The organism is Alteromonas sp. ABV4_515 (assembly GCF_056160345.1).
In genome coordinates this window covers 316,516-334,566 of record NZ_JBSWWZ010000002.1, presented here as the reverse complement: position 1 = coordinate 334,566, position 18,051 = coordinate 316,516, and the positions used below count along the sequence as shown (strand labels likewise).

Annotated in this window: 21 protein-coding genes; 15 read left to right on the top strand and 6 right to left on the bottom strand. The window is 47.4% G+C overall.

Annotated elements, in window-relative coordinates; translation table 11 throughout:
- The first annotated feature begins 125 nt into the window (after positions 1-125).
- The 6 genes from ACXAGX_RS05795 (at position 126) to ruvX (ending at position 4,673) form a co-directional block, all read left to right on the top strand.
- A complete protein-coding gene (locus tag ACXAGX_RS05795) occupies positions 126-290 on the top strand; it encodes a hypothetical protein (protein ID WP_170826576.1) in 165 nt (54 codons plus the stop codon).
- A gap of 91 nt (positions 291-381) precedes the next feature.
- The gene (locus tag ACXAGX_RS05790; RefSeq protein WP_474821126.1) at positions 382-1,110 is read left to right on the top strand and encodes a 16S rRNA (uracil(1498)-N(3))-methyltransferase; all 729 of its coding nucleotides are present in this window, start codon (positions 382-384) and stop codon (positions 1,108-1,110) included.
- Between the two features lie 75 nt (positions 1,111-1,185).
- The gene (locus tag ACXAGX_RS05785; RefSeq protein WP_474837153.1) at positions 1,186-2,613 is read left to right on the top strand and encodes an ATP-binding protein; all 1,428 of its coding nucleotides are present in this window, start codon (positions 1,186-1,188) and stop codon (positions 2,611-2,613) included.
- A gap of 114 nt (positions 2,614-2,727) precedes the next feature.
- On the top strand, positions 2,728-3,678 hold the full coding sequence (gene gshB, locus ACXAGX_RS05780; protein ID WP_474821120.1) for a glutathione synthase: 951 nt from the start codon (positions 2,728-2,730) through the stop codon (positions 3,676-3,678).
- Positions 3,679-3,688: 10 nt separating this feature from the next.
- Positions 3,689-4,255, top strand: a complete 567-nt coding sequence (locus tag ACXAGX_RS05775; protein ID WP_474821117.1) for a YqgE/AlgH family protein — start codon at positions 3,689-3,691, stop codon at positions 4,253-4,255.
- Between the two features lies 1 nt (position 4,256).
- Positions 4,257-4,673 (top strand): Holliday junction resolvase RuvX, encoded by a 417-nt coding sequence (gene ruvX, locus ACXAGX_RS05770; RefSeq protein WP_474837151.1) that lies wholly within the window; start codon positions 4,257-4,259, stop codon positions 4,671-4,673.
- Here the strand turns inward: ruvX and ACXAGX_RS05765 are convergent, their stop codons facing one another.
- From ACXAGX_RS05765 to ACXAGX_RS05755, 3 genes are read right to left on the bottom strand one after another with little or no spacing between them, the layout of a single operon-like run.
- The gene (locus ACXAGX_RS05765) at positions 4,674-5,000 is read right to left on the bottom strand and encodes a putative signal transducing protein (RefSeq protein ID WP_474837149.1); all 327 of its coding nucleotides are present in this window, start codon (positions 4,998-5,000) and stop codon (positions 4,674-4,676) included. It abuts the gene before it with no gap.
- Between the two features lie 19 nt (positions 5,001-5,019).
- The gene (locus ACXAGX_RS05760) at positions 5,020-6,132 is read right to left on the bottom strand and encodes a PilT/PilU family type 4a pilus ATPase (protein WP_474837147.1); all 1,113 of its coding nucleotides are present in this window, start codon (positions 6,130-6,132) and stop codon (positions 5,020-5,022) included.
- A 10-nt stretch (positions 6,133-6,142) separates the two neighbouring features.
- Complete coding sequence (locus ACXAGX_RS05755) at positions 6,143-7,180, bottom strand: type IV pilus twitching motility protein PilT (RefSeq protein WP_070125090.1); 1,038 nt, start codon at positions 7,178-7,180, stop codon at positions 6,143-6,145.
- A 28-nt stretch (positions 7,181-7,208) separates the two neighbouring features.
- Between ACXAGX_RS05755 and ACXAGX_RS05750 the strand changes: the two genes are divergently transcribed.
- The 5 genes from ACXAGX_RS05750 to ACXAGX_RS05730 all read left to right on the top strand — a co-directional run bounded on the left by ACXAGX_RS05750 (position 7,209) and on the right by ACXAGX_RS05730 (position 11,269).
- Positions 7,209-7,895, top strand: a complete 687-nt coding sequence (locus ACXAGX_RS05750) for a YggS family pyridoxal phosphate-dependent enzyme (protein ID WP_474837145.1) — start codon at positions 7,209-7,211, stop codon at positions 7,893-7,895.
- 48 nt (positions 7,896-7,943) lie between these two features.
- A complete protein-coding gene (gene proC, locus ACXAGX_RS05745; protein WP_474837143.1) occupies positions 7,944-8,765 on the top strand; it encodes a pyrroline-5-carboxylate reductase in 822 nt (273 codons plus the stop codon).
- Between the two features lie 21 nt (positions 8,766-8,786).
- A complete protein-coding gene (locus ACXAGX_RS05740; RefSeq protein WP_474821098.1) occupies positions 8,787-9,329 on the top strand; it encodes a YggT family protein in 543 nt (180 codons plus the stop codon).
- A 94-nt stretch (positions 9,330-9,423) separates the two neighbouring features.
- Positions 9,424-9,867 carry a DUF4426 domain-containing protein gene (locus tag ACXAGX_RS05735; RefSeq protein ID WP_474821095.1) on the top strand — a complete coding sequence of 148 codons (444 nt, stop codon included), beginning with the start codon at positions 9,424-9,426 and terminating at the stop codon, positions 9,865-9,867.
- A gap of 67 nt (positions 9,868-9,934) precedes the next feature.
- Complete coding sequence (locus ACXAGX_RS05730; RefSeq protein ID WP_474821092.1) at positions 9,935-11,269, top strand: serine hydrolase domain-containing protein; 1,335 nt, start codon at positions 9,935-9,937, stop codon at positions 11,267-11,269.
- Positions 11,270-11,336: 67 nt separating this feature from the next.
- Here ACXAGX_RS05730 and ACXAGX_RS05725 read toward each other — a convergent pair whose 3' ends face one another.
- Positions 11,337-13,247: a CHRD domain-containing protein gene (locus ACXAGX_RS05725; protein ID WP_474837141.1), complete on the bottom strand. Its 1,911-nt coding sequence runs from the start codon at positions 13,245-13,247 to the stop codon at positions 11,337-11,339.
- A 283-nt stretch (positions 13,248-13,530) separates the two neighbouring features.
- Between ACXAGX_RS05725 and nei the strand changes: the two genes are divergently transcribed.
- Positions 13,531-14,358: an endonuclease VIII gene (gene nei / locus ACXAGX_RS05720; protein ID WP_474837139.1), complete on the top strand. Its 828-nt coding sequence runs from the start codon at positions 13,531-13,533 to the stop codon at positions 14,356-14,358.
- Between the two features lie 31 nt (positions 14,359-14,389).
- On the opposite strand, the gene ACXAGX_RS05715 is transcribed toward nei, so the two are convergent.
- Positions 14,390-15,022 carry a glutathione S-transferase family protein gene (locus ACXAGX_RS05715; RefSeq protein ID WP_474837137.1) on the bottom strand — a complete coding sequence of 211 codons (633 nt, stop codon included), beginning with the start codon at positions 15,020-15,022 and terminating at the stop codon, positions 14,390-14,392.
- A gap of 266 nt (positions 15,023-15,288) precedes the next feature.
- On the opposite strand from ACXAGX_RS05715, the gene ACXAGX_RS05710 reads away from it, so the two are divergent.
- Genes ACXAGX_RS05710 through ACXAGX_RS05700 form a run of 3 tightly spaced genes read left to right on the top strand, consistent with a single transcriptional unit; the run spans position 15,289 to position 17,085 of the window.
- Entirely contained in the window at positions 15,289-16,017 is a 729-nt protein-coding gene (locus tag ACXAGX_RS05710; RefSeq protein WP_474837135.1) for a hypothetical protein, read from the top strand.
- Positions 16,018-16,023: 6 nt separating this feature from the next.
- Positions 16,024-16,527 (top strand): RNA polymerase sigma factor, encoded by a 504-nt coding sequence (locus tag ACXAGX_RS05705; RefSeq protein WP_474821075.1) that lies wholly within the window; start codon positions 16,024-16,026, stop codon positions 16,525-16,527.
- Between the two features lie 3 nt (positions 16,528-16,530).
- Complete coding sequence (locus tag ACXAGX_RS05700; protein WP_474837134.1) at positions 16,531-17,085, top strand: hypothetical protein; 555 nt, start codon at positions 16,531-16,533, stop codon at positions 17,083-17,085.
- A 65-nt stretch (positions 17,086-17,150) separates the two neighbouring features.
- On the opposite strand, the gene yaaA is transcribed toward ACXAGX_RS05700, so the two are convergent.
- Positions 17,151-17,927 (bottom strand): peroxide stress protein YaaA, encoded by a 777-nt coding sequence (gene yaaA / locus ACXAGX_RS05695; RefSeq protein WP_474837133.1) that lies wholly within the window; start codon positions 17,925-17,927, stop codon positions 17,151-17,153.
- Positions 17,928-18,051: the final 124 nt, after the last annotated feature.

The window sequence follows — 18,051 nt, the reverse complement described above, 5'->3', positions numbered from 1 at the left end:
ATGCCGGTGTAAAGTGACTTACACCGAAATTATTTTTCAACATCAGGAACCGATGTTGTGGTCGTGACGTATCTGGTATTTAGCTATCGCTATGTAAGGGTTTGCTAAACTAAGGGATTTTAACAATGTTATTTCTTTCTATTCTTTTTGTGCTCGTTCTTTTCATTCTGGGTTTTGCACTTAGCTCAGATAAGGGCAAAAACACCATTCATGCCCGACGTCAGGCGCAGGCTGCTGACATGAGCAAAATCTCTAAAGAAACCCGCACAGGCAGTGTTCAGGTAAACTAACCCACTGTAATTTGAGGTGGCGGCGTTGCGTCCGCCACTGCAAAATCGTTATCATAAGTCATTGTGTGAAATGCTGAAGTGATAACCTCAAATGCGAATCCCCCGCTTATACCATCCTGCCCCTATTCCTATTGATGAAGAATTTACGCTAGACGGAGATGCAGCCCATCACGTTGCCACGGTCTTGCGCCTGAAAGCCAACCACCCGGTGGTATTGTTTAATGGTGACGGCAATGAATATTCAGCGCAGATTATCGATGTAAGCAGAAAACAGGTGGTGGTAGAAGCCGACGCGTGTTTGACCATAGGAAAAGAATCCCCCCTTTCTATTCACTTAGGTCAGGGCGTATCGAAAGGCGATCGCATGGACACCGTTTTACAAAAATCAGTAGAACTGGGGGTGAGTGAAATCACACCTATTCTCACTCAACGCTGTGCAGTCAAGCTGGATGAAAAGCGTTGGGAGAAAAAAATCCAACAATGGCAAAAAATTATCACCGGCGCCTGTGAACAGTGCGGTCGCAATACCGTTCCTAAGCTCAATGCCCCCGTAACACTGAATCAGTGGTTGGCTAGCCCAACGCAGGCCAGCCGTCTTATTCTCGCGCCCGGAGCAGAACAACCTTTGTCAAAAACGCCATACAGCACCCATGGATTCCGTCTTTTAATTGGTCCGGAAGGCGGATTATCTGAACAGGAAATTCATCAAGCCAATGAAAACGGCTATTCGTCGGTGAGTCTTGGCCCTCGCATTCTGCGAACAGAAACCGCTGCGCTAACATCAGTTTCCATTTTGCAGTCTTTGCACGGCGATTTGTAACCAAGGAAAACTTGAGTTGTTGGCTTAATCAGGTTAAAAAAGACCTACAAATAAGAAAAATAATAAATACGTATTATGTATTTGGTACAACCGGCTCATCAATACGCTGCTGCTTCAGGTCGATTAAACCTGGAGCAGGTTTACAGTACTTGTCTTGAAAAAATTCTTGAAGGGGAACCTTTAGCCAAGGTGCTCGCTCTTTACCTGCACTTTTTAGAGCAGCATACCCCGGGACACCGGTTTGCCATACTTCAGCATATTCACCACAGTGCAACGCTACAACTCCTCACCGCGCACTCACTTCCAGAAGGTTTTTTAAAAACCGTTCGCCGGGTTCTCGTTGGTGACAAACATACTGCCTGTGGACAAGCCGCATCCACGCTAGCGCCCTATTTCATCGAAAATCTTGCTGCTTATCCGCACTGGCAGGATTTTTCTGAAGACATCGCCGCTGCCGATATTACCTGCTATTGGTCGTTCCCGCTGATAGATGATAACCGCTGTATTGGTACGTTGTTGATCACCGGCAGCGATAAACATTCGCCCGATCTTCCCACAGTAGCGCACTATCAAGCCGTGGCCGCCAATATCGTGAAAGTGTTTTCCTATTGCGAACAGCAACAGGGCAGAACCAGCGTAAACTGGACATTGCAAAAACAAGTGTCGCAATCGGAACAAGCCCTTCACAGTCTGCGTTCAGAGCACGACAAGCTGTTAGTTCGCCATCATCAAGCCGTAACGCAATTAGTGCATCAGCCATTGCCAAAAAGCTTTCACAGCATGGCCTGTGGGCTGATTGATGAAATCAACGCACAGCTGAATGTTGTGTATACCACACTCACATTTCAAAATGTGCTTACCGAACAAAATCGGCGCAATGTGAGTCTGAAGCAACTATCAAAAGAAGGGCTGAATCAGTTTCATAATTCAATCATTCGCTCGGGCTCTTCTGGCTTGGGCATGCTTGGTCAGGCCCGGGAACGAATTAGAGAGCTGGCTGACTATATTGAACTGATGACGGTGAATCCGGTTCAGGACTTTCCCGTATCGGCAACGGTGGGAGCAATTGCTGGCATTATTGCCGATTCTGTTCCCCACTTCGCACTTACCCCCTGTTTAAATATTGAAGCCGATTTTAGCTTTTCACTGCCAACAGGTTGCTTCACTCAGGTACTCAGCGAGCTACTCCTCAATGTTTATCAACATGCATATCCTAATGAGAACCATGGCAGAATGTGGGTTTCCGCAAGTACCCATAACGTGAATGGCACCAACACCATGCAACTGGTTATCGAAGATGAGGGACGGGGTATTCCACGAACTGTGCTGCAGAAACTCGCGGGTGCTAAATCCGTATCCCACAATGTCGATACTGATGCAGGTGGTCTTGATCGCTGCCAACGTCAGGTTAAATCCGGTCTCAATGGCACCATGCATGCACAGCATCGCCGTGGGGGCGGTTCCCGGGTTATCCTCATGCTTCCTTTTCAGAAGCGAGGCTAATTGCAACAACGCATTTCATGGCTTCAGCACAATATAACCCGCTAAAGGTGTTGATTTTCGTAATATCAGCGCCATAGTAGGATTATATCTTCCCGTTAGTTAAGAGTAGCAAACATGACCTATTCCGTCGGTTTCGTGATGGACCCTATTTCCTCGGTAAAACCTCATAAAGACACCAGCTTCGCAATGATGCTGGAAGCCCAGAAACGTGGCGCCACCATTTATTACATGGAACAGTCCGATATGTATCTGGACAACGGCAAGGCCATGGCTTCTGTTCGCAAGGTTACCGTGCGGGATCAAGCTACTGACTTCTACGATTTATCGCCACGGGAAACCATCACGTTGTCGGCCATTAACGTGCTGATGATGCGCAAAGATCCGCCCTTCGACAGCGAGTTTTTATATGCAACCCAAATGCTGTCGCTGGCAGAAGCAGAGGGCTCGCTGGTTGTTAACAACCCGCAGGCGTTGCGCGATTATAACGAAAAACTCTTTACCTCCTGGTTCCCGGATTTAATTCCAGCCACCCGCGTTACCCGCAATGCGCAATTGGTGCGCGATTTTCACGCCCAACATGAAGATATTATCTGTAAACCCCTCGATGGCATGGGCGGCGCATCGATTTTCCGGGTAAAACCTGACGGCAATAACCTGGGCGTCATTATCGAAACGCTCACGAAAAACGGCGCTCAGCAAATGATGGTACAAGAATACTTGCCAGCCATTAAAGAAGGCGACAAGCGGGTATTAATAGTGGATGGTGAAGTGATGCCATATTGCCTGGCTCGCTTACCAACCAAAGGCGAAACCCGTGGTAATCTGGCCGCAGGTGGCACTGGACGTCCTCAAGCTATTAGCGAATCTGATCGGGCACTGGCAGAAGCGATTGCGCCAGTTCTTAAGAAAAACCGTATATTATTTGTCGGCCTTGATGTAATTGGCGATCGTATTACCGAAATAAACATCACCAGCCCCACCTGTGTGCGGGAAATTGAAGCCCACTTCGATTTCAGTATCATGGGTAAACTGTTTGATGCCATCGAGAGTAAACTGGCAGTCTGAGGAGCGTTGAATGACTGAATTGAAATCCCTGCAAAATCACTTTTTAATCGCAATGCCGTCATTGGATGATCCGTATTTTTCGCGATCCATCACATATATCTGCGAACACAACAGTGAAGGCGCAATGGGTATTGTTATCAATCAGCCTTCTAACATGAACCTGAAAGAACTGCTCGAACAGACAGACAAAGACGGCACCTTCAACGACAGCATTGCTGAACAAATCATTCTGGCCGGTGGACCGGTGTCCCAGGAGCGAGGCTTTGTATTACACAGTGATGAAGGAGATTGGGGCTCTAGCCTGAAAATGGCGCCGGGTGTGGTGGTAACCACATCGAAAGACATTCTCTCAGCCATTGGTCATCAGCAAGGCCCAGAACATGCCCTTATTGCGCTTGGCTATGCGGGTTGGGAAGCCGGTCAGCTTGAGCAGGAAATGCAGGAAAATGCCTGGCTAATGGTAGAAGCCGACACCGATATTCTGTTCAATACCCCCATGCATCAAAGATGGCAATCGGCGGTGAAAAAGCTGGGTGTGGATGTTTGGCAACTTACCCCGCAGGTGGGCCACGCCTAAGATGAGCCGTTCCGTTTTAAGTTTTGATTTTGGTACCAAGAGTATCGGCGTTGCTGTAGGTCAGGAAATCACTGGCACCGCCTCTCCCCTTGCTGCATTAAAAGCCCGAGATGGCGTTCCCGACTGGGCGCTGGTGCAGAAGATCTATGACGAATGGCAACCTAACCTAGTGATAGTTGGCCTGCCGCTAAATATGGATGGCACCGAGCAGCCCGTCACCCAGCTAGCAAAGCGCTTTGCCAATCGACTTGAAGGCCGTTTCAACGTGAAAGTAGAAACCTGGGATGAGCGCCTGTCTACAGCCGATGCCAAAGCCATGTTATTCGAGCTCGGTGGCTTTAAAAAGCTGACTAAAGACAAGGTCGACAGCGTGTCTGCTTGTGTGATTTTTACCAGTTGGGCGGAGAATCAGTATTAGCTAACTGTCACCCAATGCCAGCTCATCGTGTACGGTCTGGCATTTCCAACATAAAGAAAACTGACCATCATTGGTTTCCCCACAGGCAGTGCACTGCCAGGTTCCAGAAAAATCAGCAGGACTCAGCGCTTCGACAATTTGTGTTGCTTTGGGTAACCACTGCTCATCGAGCAGCCATAATTCCATTTGCGTTTCCTGCCAGGGGAGCTCACCCACAGCGCCGCCCGCGTACTCATTCTTTACCAGATAAGGGATATTGGCGGCGTCCAACTCAGAGCGAACCTGCTGCACCAAAAACCGGTCGTCATCACTGAAAAGTTTCTGCATCGCCCCTCTTATTTTTCACTTAGTCCATATCGATTGAGACACCTGACAGCGAGCCCAGTTCAGATCCTTCGCTGCTGTCGAGTTTGATCATCAGGCGTAAATCATTGGGTGAGTCAGCGTGATGAATCGCTTGTTCATAACTAATACGATCTTCTTTATACAGATCATACAATGCCATATCAAAGGTACGCATGCCCATTTCGCGGCCTTTTTTCATCGCTTCTTTCACTTCACCGATGCGGTTTTTCTGAATGAGATCAGAAACCAGCGGTGAATTAAGCAAGATTTCGATGGCCGCTACCCGACCCTTTTCATCTTTCTTCGGCACCAGTTGTTGCGCCACAATCGCACGCAGGTTCAAGCTTAAATCAAACAACAGTTTGTTATGCATTTCCTTCGGCGCTAAGTGCATAATACGCTCGATGGCCTGGTTGGCGTTGTTGGCGTGAAGCGTTGCCACACACAAATGGCCGGTATCGGCAAACGACATGGCGTATTCCATGGTCTCCATGGAGCGAATTTCACCCAGCAAAATTACATCAGGCGCTTGTCGCAACGAACTTTTCAGCGCGTCATCAAAGCTCAGGGTATCAATGCCTACTTCACGCTGAGTGACCACACAAGAACCGTGTTTATGAATAAACTCAATGGGATCTTCAATGGTAAGAATATGCCCCTTGGTATTGTGATTTCGATGGTGAATGAGTGCAGCCAATGAGGTAGATTTACCGGTACCGGTTGCCCCTACCATCAACACCAGACCACGTTTACTCATGATGATGTCTTTTAGAATTGGCGGTAAACCTAGTTCGTCGGCGGTGGGAATTTCCGTCACAATTCGGCGGGCAACCATACCAATGGAGTCCCGTTGCCAGAACGCACTGCAACGAAAGCGTCCAATCTCTTTAATACCCACCGCAAAATTACTTTCTTTGTTTTCGCTCAGTTCTTTTATATAGCGTTCTTCCATTACGCTGTGTACCAGTTCCTTGGCTTGAAACTGTGTAAGCGGCTCGCTGCTTAAGTGCGTTAGCTGGCCGTCAATTTTTGCACTCACCGGAAACCCTACAGAAATAAAGATGTCCGATGCGCCGCGCTCGGTGGCAAGTTTAAAATAATCCGTTAATGTCACCCTGTTCTCCTTACATCATTTTGTTTTTATCAACGGACTTCGCAGCCGCGTCTTGATGTGAGATCACGCCGAGGGCAACCAGCTTCTGCAGCGCCTGATCCATGGTTTGCATACCATGTGCCTGGCCGGTCTGAATCACCGAATACATCTGTGGTACTTTATCTTCACGAATAAGGTTTCGAATGGCCGGAATCCCCACCATTATTTCGTGCGCCGCCACACGGCCGCCGCCCACTTTCTTCAGTAGGGTTTGAGAAATAACGGCGCGCAGTGATTCTGACAACATTGAACGAATCATGGCTTTTTCTTCTGCCGGGAATACATCGATAATACGGTCAATGGTTTTCGGGGCGGAGTTGGTGTGAAGCGTACCGAACACCAAGTGTCCAGTTTCCGCGGCGGTCATTGCCAGACGAATGGTTTCTAAATCACGAAGCTCGCCCACCAGTACCACATCCGGATCTTCACGTAGCGCTGAACGCAGTGCATTCGAGAAGCTATGTGTATCGCGATGCACTTCCCGCTGGTTCAATACGCTCATTTTATTTTCATGCACGAATTCGATAGGGTCTTCGATGGTAAGAATGTGGTCGCGTTTTGTGTTATTGATATGATCGATCATCGCAGCCAGCGTAGTACTTTTACCCGAACCGGTAGCGCCGGTTACCAGCACCAAACCCGTTGGCTGATCAATTAGATCACGGAAAATAGGTGGCGCGGCAATGTCATCCAGCGACAATACTTTACTGGGGATGGTACGTAAAACCGCAGCAGCGCCTCGGTTCTGCATAAAGGCATTAACACGGAATCGAGACAAATCTTTTACTTCAAAAGAAAAATCCACTTCCAGGTTTTCTTCATACTCTTTGCGCTGCTTGTCGTTCATGATTTCATAAATCAGCGCGTGAACCTGTTTGTGGTCAAGCTCAGGGATGTTCAGCTTACGCATTTCACCGTCAACACGGATAATAGGCGGCAACCCAGCCGATAAGTGCAAGTCAGAAGCTTTATTTTTAACACTGAAAGCTAAAAGTTCGGTAATATCCACAACCATGTCTCCAAACGCCGATTGATTAATGCAAACAATAGCAGAACGACTGAAATCCGCACGCTCGCGAATCGAACTAGCCACTGCAAGTGCGCATCGTCCTCCAAAATCCGTTGAATTACTAGCGGTAACCAAGACCAAACCGGTATCCGATATTGTCCAAGCGTATGAAGAAGGACAACGTTTGTTTGGCGAGAATTATGTGCAGGAAGGTGTTGAAAAGGTTCAGCAACTCAGTGAATACACCGATATTGAATGGCACATGATTGGCCCGTTACAATCGAATAAGACCAAAGTGGTTGCCGAACTCTTCGACTGGGTACAAACCATCGACCGCGAGAAAATCGCCCGCCGGTTAAACGACCAGCGCCCTTCATCGATGAAACCACTTAATGTGTTAATTCAGTTAAATATTGATGATGAAGACAGTAAATCAGGTATTCAGCCAGCTGAATTACCTGCGCTGATTGACACCATCCAAACTATGCCTAATCTGAAATTACGTGGATTAATGGCCATTCCAAAAGCCGCACCCGATGAACAGCAGCAGAACGCAACGTTAAGCGCGCTGGCGGATTTATTCCATCAATACCAGCAAAAGCTGAGCGAATTTGATACCCTGTCCGTAGGAATGAGCGGGGATATGGACGCCGCCATCGCCCACGGTTCTACCATGGTAAGAATTGGCAGCGCGATTTTTGGCGCCAGGAGCTAACCCTCCTGCCCCGCTATCTTGTAATTTGAAATGACAAAAAGGGTATTCATGCAACAAAAGAAATTGGCTTTTATTGGCGCAGGTAATATGACACGCAGCATCATCAGCGGGCTTATCCAGTCTGGTTATGACAAGGCAAATATCATCGCCAGTAATCCCTCTACGCCAAAACTCGATAAACTGAGTGAAGAATTCGGCATTCAGGTTACCCAGTCAAACGATGAGGCCTGCCAGTTTGCTGATGCCATTGTGCTGGCAGTGAAACCACAAATGATGGGTGACATGCTCGGCGCGCTGCAGGAAAACAACGACTTCGCTGGAAAGCTGTTTTTATCTATTGCCGCTGGCCTGCCGGTATCCCGTTTACAAGAAATGCTAGGCGGCGAGTATCCGGTGGTACGCGTAATGCCAAACACGCCAAGTTTGATTGGTAAAGGCATGACTGGTTTATACGCCGACGACACCGTGAGCAGTACCGACCGCGACTATGCCGATGACGTGATGAAAGCTGTCGGCGAAACCGTATGGGTTGAACAAGAAGACGGCATTAATGGCGTTATCGCCGCCGCAGGCAGCAGCCCGGCTTATTTCTTCCTGTTTTTACAGGCCATGCAAGAAGAAGCCATCAACATGGGCTTCGACGATAAAACCGCCCGTGAAATGGTGCAGCAGGCCATGCTTGGTGCCGCTGAAATGGTTTGTCACAATCCAGATATTGAATTAAGCGAGCTTCGGGCCCAAGTTACGTCTAAGGGCGGCACCACAGCAGCGGCCGTAAACAGCCTTCTCGACGAAGGCCTTAAAGAAACCGTAAGCAAAGCGATGCGCGCAGCGGTTTCACGGGCTGAAGAAATGGCTAAACAACTTTAAGTTTCACAGGAAAAACAGTTAATGAGCAACGCATCGGCCTTTCTTATTTCCACCCTTTTCGATTTGTATTTGATGGTGGTGATATTACGATTGTGGTTACAGCTGGTAAGAGCGGATTTTTATAATCCTGCCAGCCAGTTTATTGTTAAAGCGACCCACCCAATTGTGGGGCCAATGCGCCGGGTCATTCCGTCCATCGGCAATTTTGATACGGCGACGTTTGTATTAGCGCTGCTCGTAGCTGCGCTGAAGTTTGTGGTGTTAATCGCCATGTTCGGTGGTAATTACGATCCACTTTCTATTGTTATTCTGTCTGTGGTCACGGTAATCAATGAAACGTTCAGACTGATGTTCTGGGTACTGATCATTCGCGCTATTCTTAGCTGGGTATCTCAAGGTCAGAACCCCATTGAATACGTGATGTATCAGCTCACGGAGCCGTTCCTGGCCCCCATCAGAAAAATTATTCCGCCTATTGGTGGCTTGGATTTATCGGTGCTGGTTGCCATCCTGTTGCTGCAGTTTATTCAGATATTCCTCAGCAGTACCTTTGGAATTCATTAGTGATATGATTGAAAGGCAGCAGTACGCTGCCTTTTTTATTGCCAGGTCGTTTTTTAGCGCTAAGCTTTTTTAAAGGGTTATCAATAAGGACATCATGATGAATCAACGCCATATTGCTTATCTTCTTCCACTTGTTACTGCTTTCTTCCTGTTGTTAAGTGGTCAGGCAGCAGCCGAACAGAAAAAGCAGTTAGGCGATTGGGATGTCCATTACATCGTGGTAAACACCACCTTTTTCACCCCAGAGGTCGCACGTAGCTACGGCATTGTGCGCAGCAAATATAACGCGCTGGTAAATATTTCTGTACTCGACAAAGCCACGCAAGAAGCCCAGGTTGTCTCTGTTAGCGGTACCGCAACCAATTTACTTGGCACGAAAAAATCGCTCACATTTAAACGAGTGCAGGAAGAGGATGCGATTTATTATTTAGCCCCCCTGTCGTTTAACGACAGGGAAACCTTTCGGTTTAATATTGAAGTGCAACGGGGCAACGACACACAAACGCTGAAATTTCAGCAGGAAATGTTTGTGGAGTAGCAACTAATCTTACAATGCCGCAGGGTTCACGTTCGGCCTTTTACGTTTGGCAACGCAGGGAGCAATCATGAACAAACGTCTTATCTTTAGTGTTTTTCTGTTTATTTTCAGCTTTTCCTCATGGGGTTTTGACGGCAAAAAGCTCGACCAATTGCTTGAAACGCTCGCCGCTAACGACAAGCTGATGGTAAGTGTGGCGGTAACCGAACACGGCCAACCGATTTATCAAAAGGCAGTGGGGTTTGCCGATATTGAAGCGGATAAAAAGGCAGATATCCACACCCGCTACCGCATTGGCTCAATTACCAAGACCTTCACCGCCACGCTGATTTTTCAGCTTATAGAAGAAGGCAATCTCTCTCTCGACACGCCACTTGCAAACTTCTACCCGCAAATTAAAAACGCTGAAGACATCACCATTGCCATGATGCTGAGTCATCGTAGCGGCATTCATAATTACACAGATTTACCAAACTTCTTCGCCACCGCTCATGTGCCGAAGAGCAAGCAGGAAATGCTGAAACTTCTCGCATCGCTAGACAGTGATTTTACACCCGGCAGCAAAGCCAGCTATTCCAACTCAGCTTATATGCTGCTTGGTTTTATTATTGAAGACATCAGTGGGAATACCTACGCGGCGCGACTTCAGTCTCATATTCTGGACAAACTATCGCTGACTGAATCGTCTTTTGGTGATGTTGATAATGACGACCACAGGGCCCGCTCCCACATGTTCCAGCAGAGCACCTGGCAACGTGTCCCTGAAGCTGACCACTCAGTGGTTCTTGGCGCCGGCGCCATTATTTCTACTCCCACGGATGTCGCGAAGTTTCTCTCTGGTTTGTTCGCAGGTAAACTTATTTCCAGCGCATCGCTTTCAAAAATGAAAACCATTAAAGATGGATATGGTTCTGGCCTGGCCCGGTACCCGTTTAATGATAAAACCCTATATGGTCACGATGGCGCTATTGACGGATTCAGATCGTTTACTGCAACTCAGGAAGACGACGATGTTGCTGTTGCCGTTTTCACAAACGGCATTAATTATCCATTGAATGATATCAACATCGCTGTGTTTAGCAGTTACTATGGAAACGATTTCGATATTCCCGATTTTTCTCAGCAAGCGATTACCTTAACCACGTCCTCATTAAAACGTTTTGAAGGCGTATTCGCCTCTGATGCTTTACCGCTGAAAATCACTTTTTTCGTTAAAGATGCTCAACTGTATGCCCAGGCGACTGGCCAAGGCCCTCTTCCCCTGACGCCCTTTTCTCCTCACGAATTTCGTTTTGAGCCAGCACGTATCACAATCGTTTTCGATAGCAACGGATCTGGCATTGATGTGGACCGCTTCACGCTCCACCAGGGTGGCGGTAAATTTCCGTTTGTTCGTGAATAGTCATAAAGGCCGGTCTAAAAAAGGCCTGCATAATCGCAGGCCTCGGTAAGTTGTTTATCAGATCTAATTATTCAATCTGACCGCGCAGCTCGCCGTCAGGATTGGCTGGCGTATGCACGTTCACATAGTGGCCACCTGAAATCAGCACGTTGTAAATATCCATATCGATCATGGTATTTGCTGGAGTCATCCACATACCCATATCATCCATAGACTGTTCCAGACCCACTAGCACATCGCCATTTTCTCCCGCAGCACCGGTATGAATGTGTGCCATAGTGGCATCGTCCACGCCTTCGGTATGGGCCACGAGGCTCAGGTCATAGGTCATGCTGTTCACCAGCGCATAGCCATTGCCCGTTGCCGTGGTCGTTACCGCAGGAACTTGTTGGTCACCGGTTAATGGGAAGGTTACCAGGGTGTATTCCGGTGTCAGGATTTGGCCGCGGATTTCGCCGCCCATGTTTGCTGGCGTATGCACGTTCACGTAGTGTCCGCCTGAAGCCAATACCGCCAGGATATCCGCATCAATCATGGTTTCAGCAGGCGTCATCCACACGCCCATATCATCGGCAGACTGCTCTAGCGCGACAAGTACGTCGCCATTCATGCCAATGTTACCTGTGTGAATATGTGCACCTGTTGCGTCATCCACGCCTTCTGTATCGACAACCAACTCCAGCGCGTAGGTTGATGTATTCACAAGTGCATAGCCGTGACCCATTGCCATGGTGTCGACCACAGGCACTTCTTGCTCGCCATCTAACATAAAGGTCGCGAGAACATAATCATCAGTCAGGATCTGCCCGCGAAGCTCACCACCGGCATTATCGTTGGTGTGAACATTCACATAATGACCGCCGGAAGCCAGCACGTTGAAAGTCTCTTCGTCGATCATCGCATTTTCTGGCGTCATCCAGGTACCGGCATCATTACCCGATTGCTCAAGCGCGACCAGCACGTCACCATTCATACCCACTCGACCGGTGTGAATGTGTGCCATGGTGGCATCGTCTACACCTTCGGTAACGACTTTGAGTTCTAAGCCGTAATCATCGGTGTTAACCAGCGCATAACCACTGCCGTAGGCGTCTGTCATTACAGCAGGAACTTCCTGCGCGCCAGATAAGGCAAATGTCGCTAAAGCATAATTTTCAGTCAGTATTTGCCCTCGAATTTCACCACTTGGGAAGTCAGGAGAATGCACGTTGACATAATGCCCGCCGGATACCAGCACCGCGAGGATGTCTTCGTCAATCATGGTGCCTTCGGGCGTCATCCACATTGTCATGTCATCCATTGACTGTTCAAGGGCAACTAAGACATCACCATTGGTACCAATGCGTCCCGTATGAATGTGCGCAGCGCTGGCGTCATCTAAATCTTCGGTATAAACGACCAGGTCAAGGTCGTAGGTGGTGGTTGAAACCAAGGCATAACCGTAGCCATCAGCCATGGTAGATACCGCTGGTACCTCCTGCTTTCCACTCATTTTGAAAGTAACGATAGCCATATCATTTGATACGATTTGGCCGCGAACTTCTCCGTTTTCAAAGGTTTCTGTATGAACATTGATGTACCAGTCGCCGTCTGCCAGATCTTCGATCAGCTCGCTGGTAACGTCGGTTTCAGCAAGGGTGTAAGCGTCGTCGCCATCCATTTCAAAACCAAAAGCCACATCGCCATTCATCCCAATATCGCCATCGTGAATGTGCACAGCCGTCACACCATCCACACCACTGATATCCACAGAAGCACGAATTTGCATGAGGTTTTCATCGACCTCTACGGTCGCTGTCGCCATTTGCATGGAACCCGTCATTGGTACCGACTGCATGCCGTTTAAATCGATATTGTATGTGGTGGTAGCCGTGAAGGTTGGCTCTACAGGTGTTTCAATAGGATCGTCATCATTGTCGCTGCCGCATGCTGATAGCATCACTGCGCTGCCCATGATCGCTAGCTTGTATAATTTCATGAATCTCTCCGTCTGGTAAAACAAAATTAACAATCTTTTAACGCAATCTGGACCATAAAGTTTATTTATTCACTTAAATAACCTTAAAATTTTCATTAACAATTATTAATACCTAAACAAGTTTATGATTCCCGTCGCTTTATCCGATTTGTTCAAATTGATAGAGGTAATTACCCGTTGATTATTTCTTCAATCGTGTTTTTACGAGCACGAAACAGCTTTATTCAACCTGTTTCAGGTGCTTTATCGTAATAGAAATAAGTCAAACACATGAGAGGAAGTCATGCCTGAAGGGCCGGAAATTCGCCAAAGCCGGGATGCGTTGGCAAAAGTGCTAAAGGGGAAGAAGCTGAGCAAAATTATTATTGGCCTGGAATCACTGAAAGCCAGTCAGCCAATGATTGCAGGGCAAACAGTATTGGACGTGGACTGTAAAGGCAAAGCCATGCTTATCCATCTTGGCAATGGCAAAACAATTTATTCTCACAATCAACTTTATGGAAAGTGGGTGATCATCAACGGCGAAGAGCTACCAGAGTCGAACCGTTCTCTGCGCTTAGGGTTATTTACTGACAAACAAAGCGCCTTGCTTTATAGCGCTTCTGATATCGAGTTGTGGGATACCGTTAGTCTGAGTGAACATCCGTTTCTCAGCAAAATCGGTCCGGATATTCTGTCTTCAGACACCAGCGCTGACGTTGTTTTGCATCGACTGCAATTAAATCAGTTTCGACGGAGATCCCTTGCAGCACTTTATCTCGACCAACATTTTATAGCTGGGCTCGGTAATTATCTGCGTAGCGAAATTCTGTTCTATGCGGGTTGCGATGCTACCGCCCGACCCATGGATTACGACGACTGCAGGCTGAAAAAGCTGGCTGAGCAAACCGTTGATGTGGCTTTGCGCTCCTATAAAACCTTTGGCTATACTGTACCGGATAAAGCATACCGCCGCGCAATAAAAGAAAAAGCGGATTACGACAGTACGCGTTTTATGGTGTTTGATCGTGAGGGAGAGCCCTGTCGCGTTTGCGGGACGTTAATTCGCAAAAAGACGCTTTCTGGCAGACGGCTTTATGAGTGTCCGAAATGTCAGCCTGCAGCGGAGTAATCACGCAGGCTGATAGTTCATAGCGATTTTCTTAATCTGTCGGCAAATAGCTGGTCTCATTTTTCCAGGCAGCTTCATATGATGGTCTGCCCAGCACCCGTTCAGCATAAGCTTTCACGTTATCGTAAGTGAAGTCGAGCTTGTTGCCCTTGGCCCAAGAGAGAATATGACCCGCGACAATATCAACACCGGTAAACATATGACCGGTCAGGTAGTCCTGATCGCCTAACAACTCGGCAAAGGTTTTCAGTGCCACTGAGAATTCAAATTTTGACACGTCCTGCATTTTCTCGATGCGGTATTGTTCCGGTAAAGCAAAATCGTGCTTCACCATGGTCCACAGAGGCTGCTCGAGTTCGGTAACCAGAAACATCATCGCCTGTTCATAGAGCATGCGCGGGGTACTGCCCAGTGTCGGCATAAATTCTTGGTAACCGTGCTTGTCCATCAACCAGGTAACGGTAGCGGCTGACTCACTCATTGGCCCGTTTTCTGTTAGCAGAGTTGGAATTTTCCCGGCAGGGTTTAACGCCAGAAAATCCACACTTTTGTGCTCGCCTTTTCTGAGATTAATCAGTTTGTATTCGTAGGGTAAACCCAACTCTTCCAGTGCCCAAGCCACACGCACTGAGCGAGTGCGCGGAAATCCATAAAGTGTATACATTGCCATTTCTCCTGATGGGTCTGTTGATCTGCCTCTTATTGAGGCAGCATTAACTCTACTTAGCATAAGCCATTACAGGTTATCACCGCAATTCACCACTCTGGGTAGCAAGTTTGATTTTCAAAAAATAGCTCTGCAGGAAAAAAATTAAAAAAATTTGTCAGGATTACTGAATCGTCATCGTCTATGGGGATATCGAAAACATAAAGCTTGTTGGAGGGCAGTGTGTATCTAACAAGGAATGTAACTTTAATGAGGGATTACCCATGACAACTTCCGTAATGCAACAGCAATCCACAACCACTTCCAGCAATACAGACAAGGCCGCGTTTACTTATGCTACCGGTTGGCAATGGTTAAAAGAGGGCTTTGCGCTGCTACGTAAATCACCAGTAAAAATTATCCTCTTCGCGTTGTTACCCATGCTGCTTAGCGGGTTCATCCAGTTGCTACCGGCTCCATACAGTATCATCACGTCGAAATGGTTTGGAGCAGCGGCAGTAGCCCTACTTTGGCCACTTTTACATCATATCAATCTCACGGGGCAGTTTTCTTTTAAATCGGCGTTCTCTTCCGGCAACTGGTTATCTGTAGCGTTATTTGGCTTAACGGGTATTGCTATGGCAGCCATGCAATTTGGCGTAGCCATGTTAGTGATTGGGCCTGATGCTGTAGACCTCTTACTGCACATGAAACAAACCGAGGTTGCACGTTGGCAGCTCGGACTCGTATTTGCTTCCGCAATGCCTCTGATGCTACTGTTATCTTTTGCACCAGCAAGAATACTATTGGAAAATCAGCGTGTTATGAAAGCTATTTCAGAAAGCATTCACTTTTTAACCAAGGCATGGAAACCATTTCTGATCATCGGTATTGGCTATGCGCTTATCTTATTTGCCGCGCCGTACATTATCCTCTCTGTCATCATTTTCGGCCCATTGATGAGTTGTGCTCTATACGCTGGCTACACGCACCTCACAGCACCTAGTAAGTAACAAACCTTGAAAGCGCCCCATATCACACGCCTGCTGAGAGACTTCGCGCCATTAATTGCGCGGGTCGCGGCAACTTACGAGAAAGACACGGCATTACAAGAAGATCTTATTCAAGATATTTCTCTGTTGGTATGGCGGGCGCTGGATAGCACCGAAAGTAACGAAAATCAGTTTCGGGAAGAATCCACTCTGAAAACCTACATCGCAAGAATTGCTCACAACCGGGCCGTCGACCATGTCATCAAGGAACAGCGCAGGTATGCAACGAGTGAGGAATATGATGAATCGTCTGACACTTTTTCTACGCCAGCCAATAGCCATGAACAGGTTTTGGATCTCATGAGCGGACTTCACAAACTGAAAATCAATTATCGTCAGGTCATTGCACTACAACTTGAAGGCTTCTCATACCCAGAAATTGCCACGACACTAGGGCTCAGCGAAGATGCCGTAGCGCAGCGCGCCAGCAGAGCTAAGCAGCAACTAGCAAAGCTGATGAACAGGAACTGATAAATGGACCCACAAATTGAACAATGGCAGCAGGCATTTAAAGCGAACACGCCAAAGGTTGATACCGAGGCGTTGATTCAAAGAACCCGCCGTGCCAGACAAAAAATGAAGTGGAAAGCGTTTGCCGATGTTGCCGGCGCTGTGGCAGTGACACTATTCGTTCTGTATACCCTGATATTTGACGTACAAAGTACCGGCCAATTTACTTTAATTGCCTGTTTACTGCCGGTTCCGCTAGCTTTTACAGTATGGTCGTTCCGCCTGCGCCACAAACAATGGACGATGCAAACGGCAGATGTTTTCAGCATGCTGAACTTTGAAAAAAACGCGCTGCATAAGCAAGTTCATTACTGGAAAGTCAGCTTTATTGCCTGTGCTGTGATGTGGCTGGGATTATTGCTTCTGGCAATCATCAATATCACGCTTTATGCCACCTGGACATTGTGGCTTACCCAACTGCTCGCGAATGCAGTAGTGGTGCTTGGTGCAGGATGGCGTTATCGCTATTTGAAAAAGGCGCTTCCGGACAAATTGGAACGTATAGAAGAGGTTAGCTAATCGACGAATGGCAGATATGATATCTGGAACGAAGTTACAGCTAACCTGAAGCGTATTGATGAAGCCTATTCGGCTTCATCGCGCAGAAAAACTAAATCCGTATCGCTGCTTTGTTCTTCTGAAAAGTAGTACCCTGCCACATTAAACGCCTTCAAACCTGCGACATTCTCAACCTGATTTTCAATGATGTAGCGCGCCATGAGACCACGGGCTTTCTTGGCGAAGAAACTGATAATCTTATACTGACCGTTCTTTAAATCTTTAAAATGCGGCGTGACAATCATGCCGTCTAAGGATTTTGCCTTCACCGACTTAAAATACTCATTGGATGCTAAATTTACCAGCACGTTGTCACCTTGTGCTTCAAGGGCTTTATTCAATGCAGTGGTAATGTCTGAACCCCAGTATTCATAAAGGTTTTTACCTTTGGGATTTTCCAGCTTTGTGCCCATTTCCAACCGGTATGGCTGCATTAAATCCATCGGTTTTAGCAAGCCGTAAAGCCCAGACAAAATACGCAGATGAGCTTGCGCATATTCCACGTCTTTATCTTTTAAAGAGTAAGCATCTAGCCCGGTGTATACATCGCCGTTGAACGCATAAAGCGCTTGTCGCGCATTGTCCTTGGTGAACGGAGTACTGAAAGAATCGAAGCGGTTTGCATTCAGCGTCGCCAGTTTGTCACTGATTTTCATAAGTGAAGATAAATCAGCCGGTGTTAATTTCTTACAGGTTTCAGCTAATTTTTCTGCCGAAGACAACATCTCTGGCTGCGTATAGGTTTCCACCGGAACCGGCGATTCGAAGTCGAGATTTTTCGCCGGTGATACCACTACTAACATTCTATTTCCTCTTTAATTCAATTCGTCCGCACCGCTGTATTGTCACCGGTTAGGCATGCCACAAAGGTTACCACAAAATACGGCTCCATCGGTGAACCGGTTTACTGTGTTAACGTAATTACCA

Coding starts and splice junctions, on each gene's coding strand:
- ACXAGX_RS05785 (WP_474837153.1), top strand. CDS start 1,186: ATGTATTTGGTACAACCGGCTCATCAATACGCTGCTGCTTCAGGTCGA.
- ACXAGX_RS05740 (WP_474821098.1), top strand. CDS start 8,787: ATGAGCAACGCATCGGCCTTTCTTATTTCCACCCTTTTCGATTTGTAT.
- gshB (WP_474821120.1), top strand. CDS start 2,728: ATGACCTATTCCGTCGGTTTCGTGATGGACCCTATTTCCTCGGTAAAA.
- ACXAGX_RS05750 (WP_474837145.1), top strand. CDS start 7,209: ATGCAAACAATAGCAGAACGACTGAAATCCGCACGCTCGCGAATCGAA.
- ACXAGX_RS05700 (WP_474837134.1), top strand. CDS start 16,531: ATGGACCCACAAATTGAACAATGGCAGCAGGCATTTAAAGCGAACACG.
- ACXAGX_RS05710 (WP_474837135.1), top strand. CDS start 15,289: ATGACAACTTCCGTAATGCAACAGCAATCCACAACCACTTCCAGCAAT.
- ruvX (WP_474837151.1), top strand. CDS start 4,257: ATGAGCCGTTCCGTTTTAAGTTTTGATTTTGGTACCAAGAGTATCGGC.
- ACXAGX_RS05730 (WP_474821092.1), top strand. CDS start 9,935: ATGAACAAACGTCTTATCTTTAGTGTTTTTCTGTTTATTTTCAGCTTT.
- proC (WP_474837143.1), top strand. CDS start 7,944: ATGCAACAAAAGAAATTGGCTTTTATTGGCGCAGGTAATATGACACGC.
- yaaA (WP_474837133.1), bottom strand. CDS start 17,927: ATGTTAGTAGTGGTATCACCGGCGAAAAATCTCGACTTCGAATCGCCG.
- nei (WP_474837139.1), top strand. CDS start 13,531: ATGCCTGAAGGGCCGGAAATTCGCCAAAGCCGGGATGCGTTGGCAAAA.
- ACXAGX_RS05735 (WP_474821095.1), top strand. CDS start 9,424: ATGATGAATCAACGCCATATTGCTTATCTTCTTCCACTTGTTACTGCT.
- ACXAGX_RS05775 (WP_474821117.1), top strand. CDS start 3,689: ATGACTGAATTGAAATCCCTGCAAAATCACTTTTTAATCGCAATGCCG.
- ACXAGX_RS05725 (WP_474837141.1), bottom strand. CDS start 13,247: ATGAAATTATACAAGCTAGCGATCATGGGCAGCGCAGTGATGCTATCA.
- ACXAGX_RS05715 (WP_474837137.1), bottom strand. CDS start 15,022: ATGTATACACTTTATGGATTTCCGCGCACTCGCTCAGTGCGTGTGGCT.
- ACXAGX_RS05765 (WP_474837149.1), bottom strand. CDS start 5,000: ATGCAGAAACTTTTCAGTGATGACGACCGGTTTTTGGTGCAGCAGGTT.
- ACXAGX_RS05795 (WP_170826576.1), top strand. CDS start 126: ATGTTATTTCTTTCTATTCTTTTTGTGCTCGTTCTTTTCATTCTGGGT.
- ACXAGX_RS05790 (WP_474821126.1), top strand. CDS start 382: ATGCGAATCCCCCGCTTATACCATCCTGCCCCTATTCCTATTGATGAA.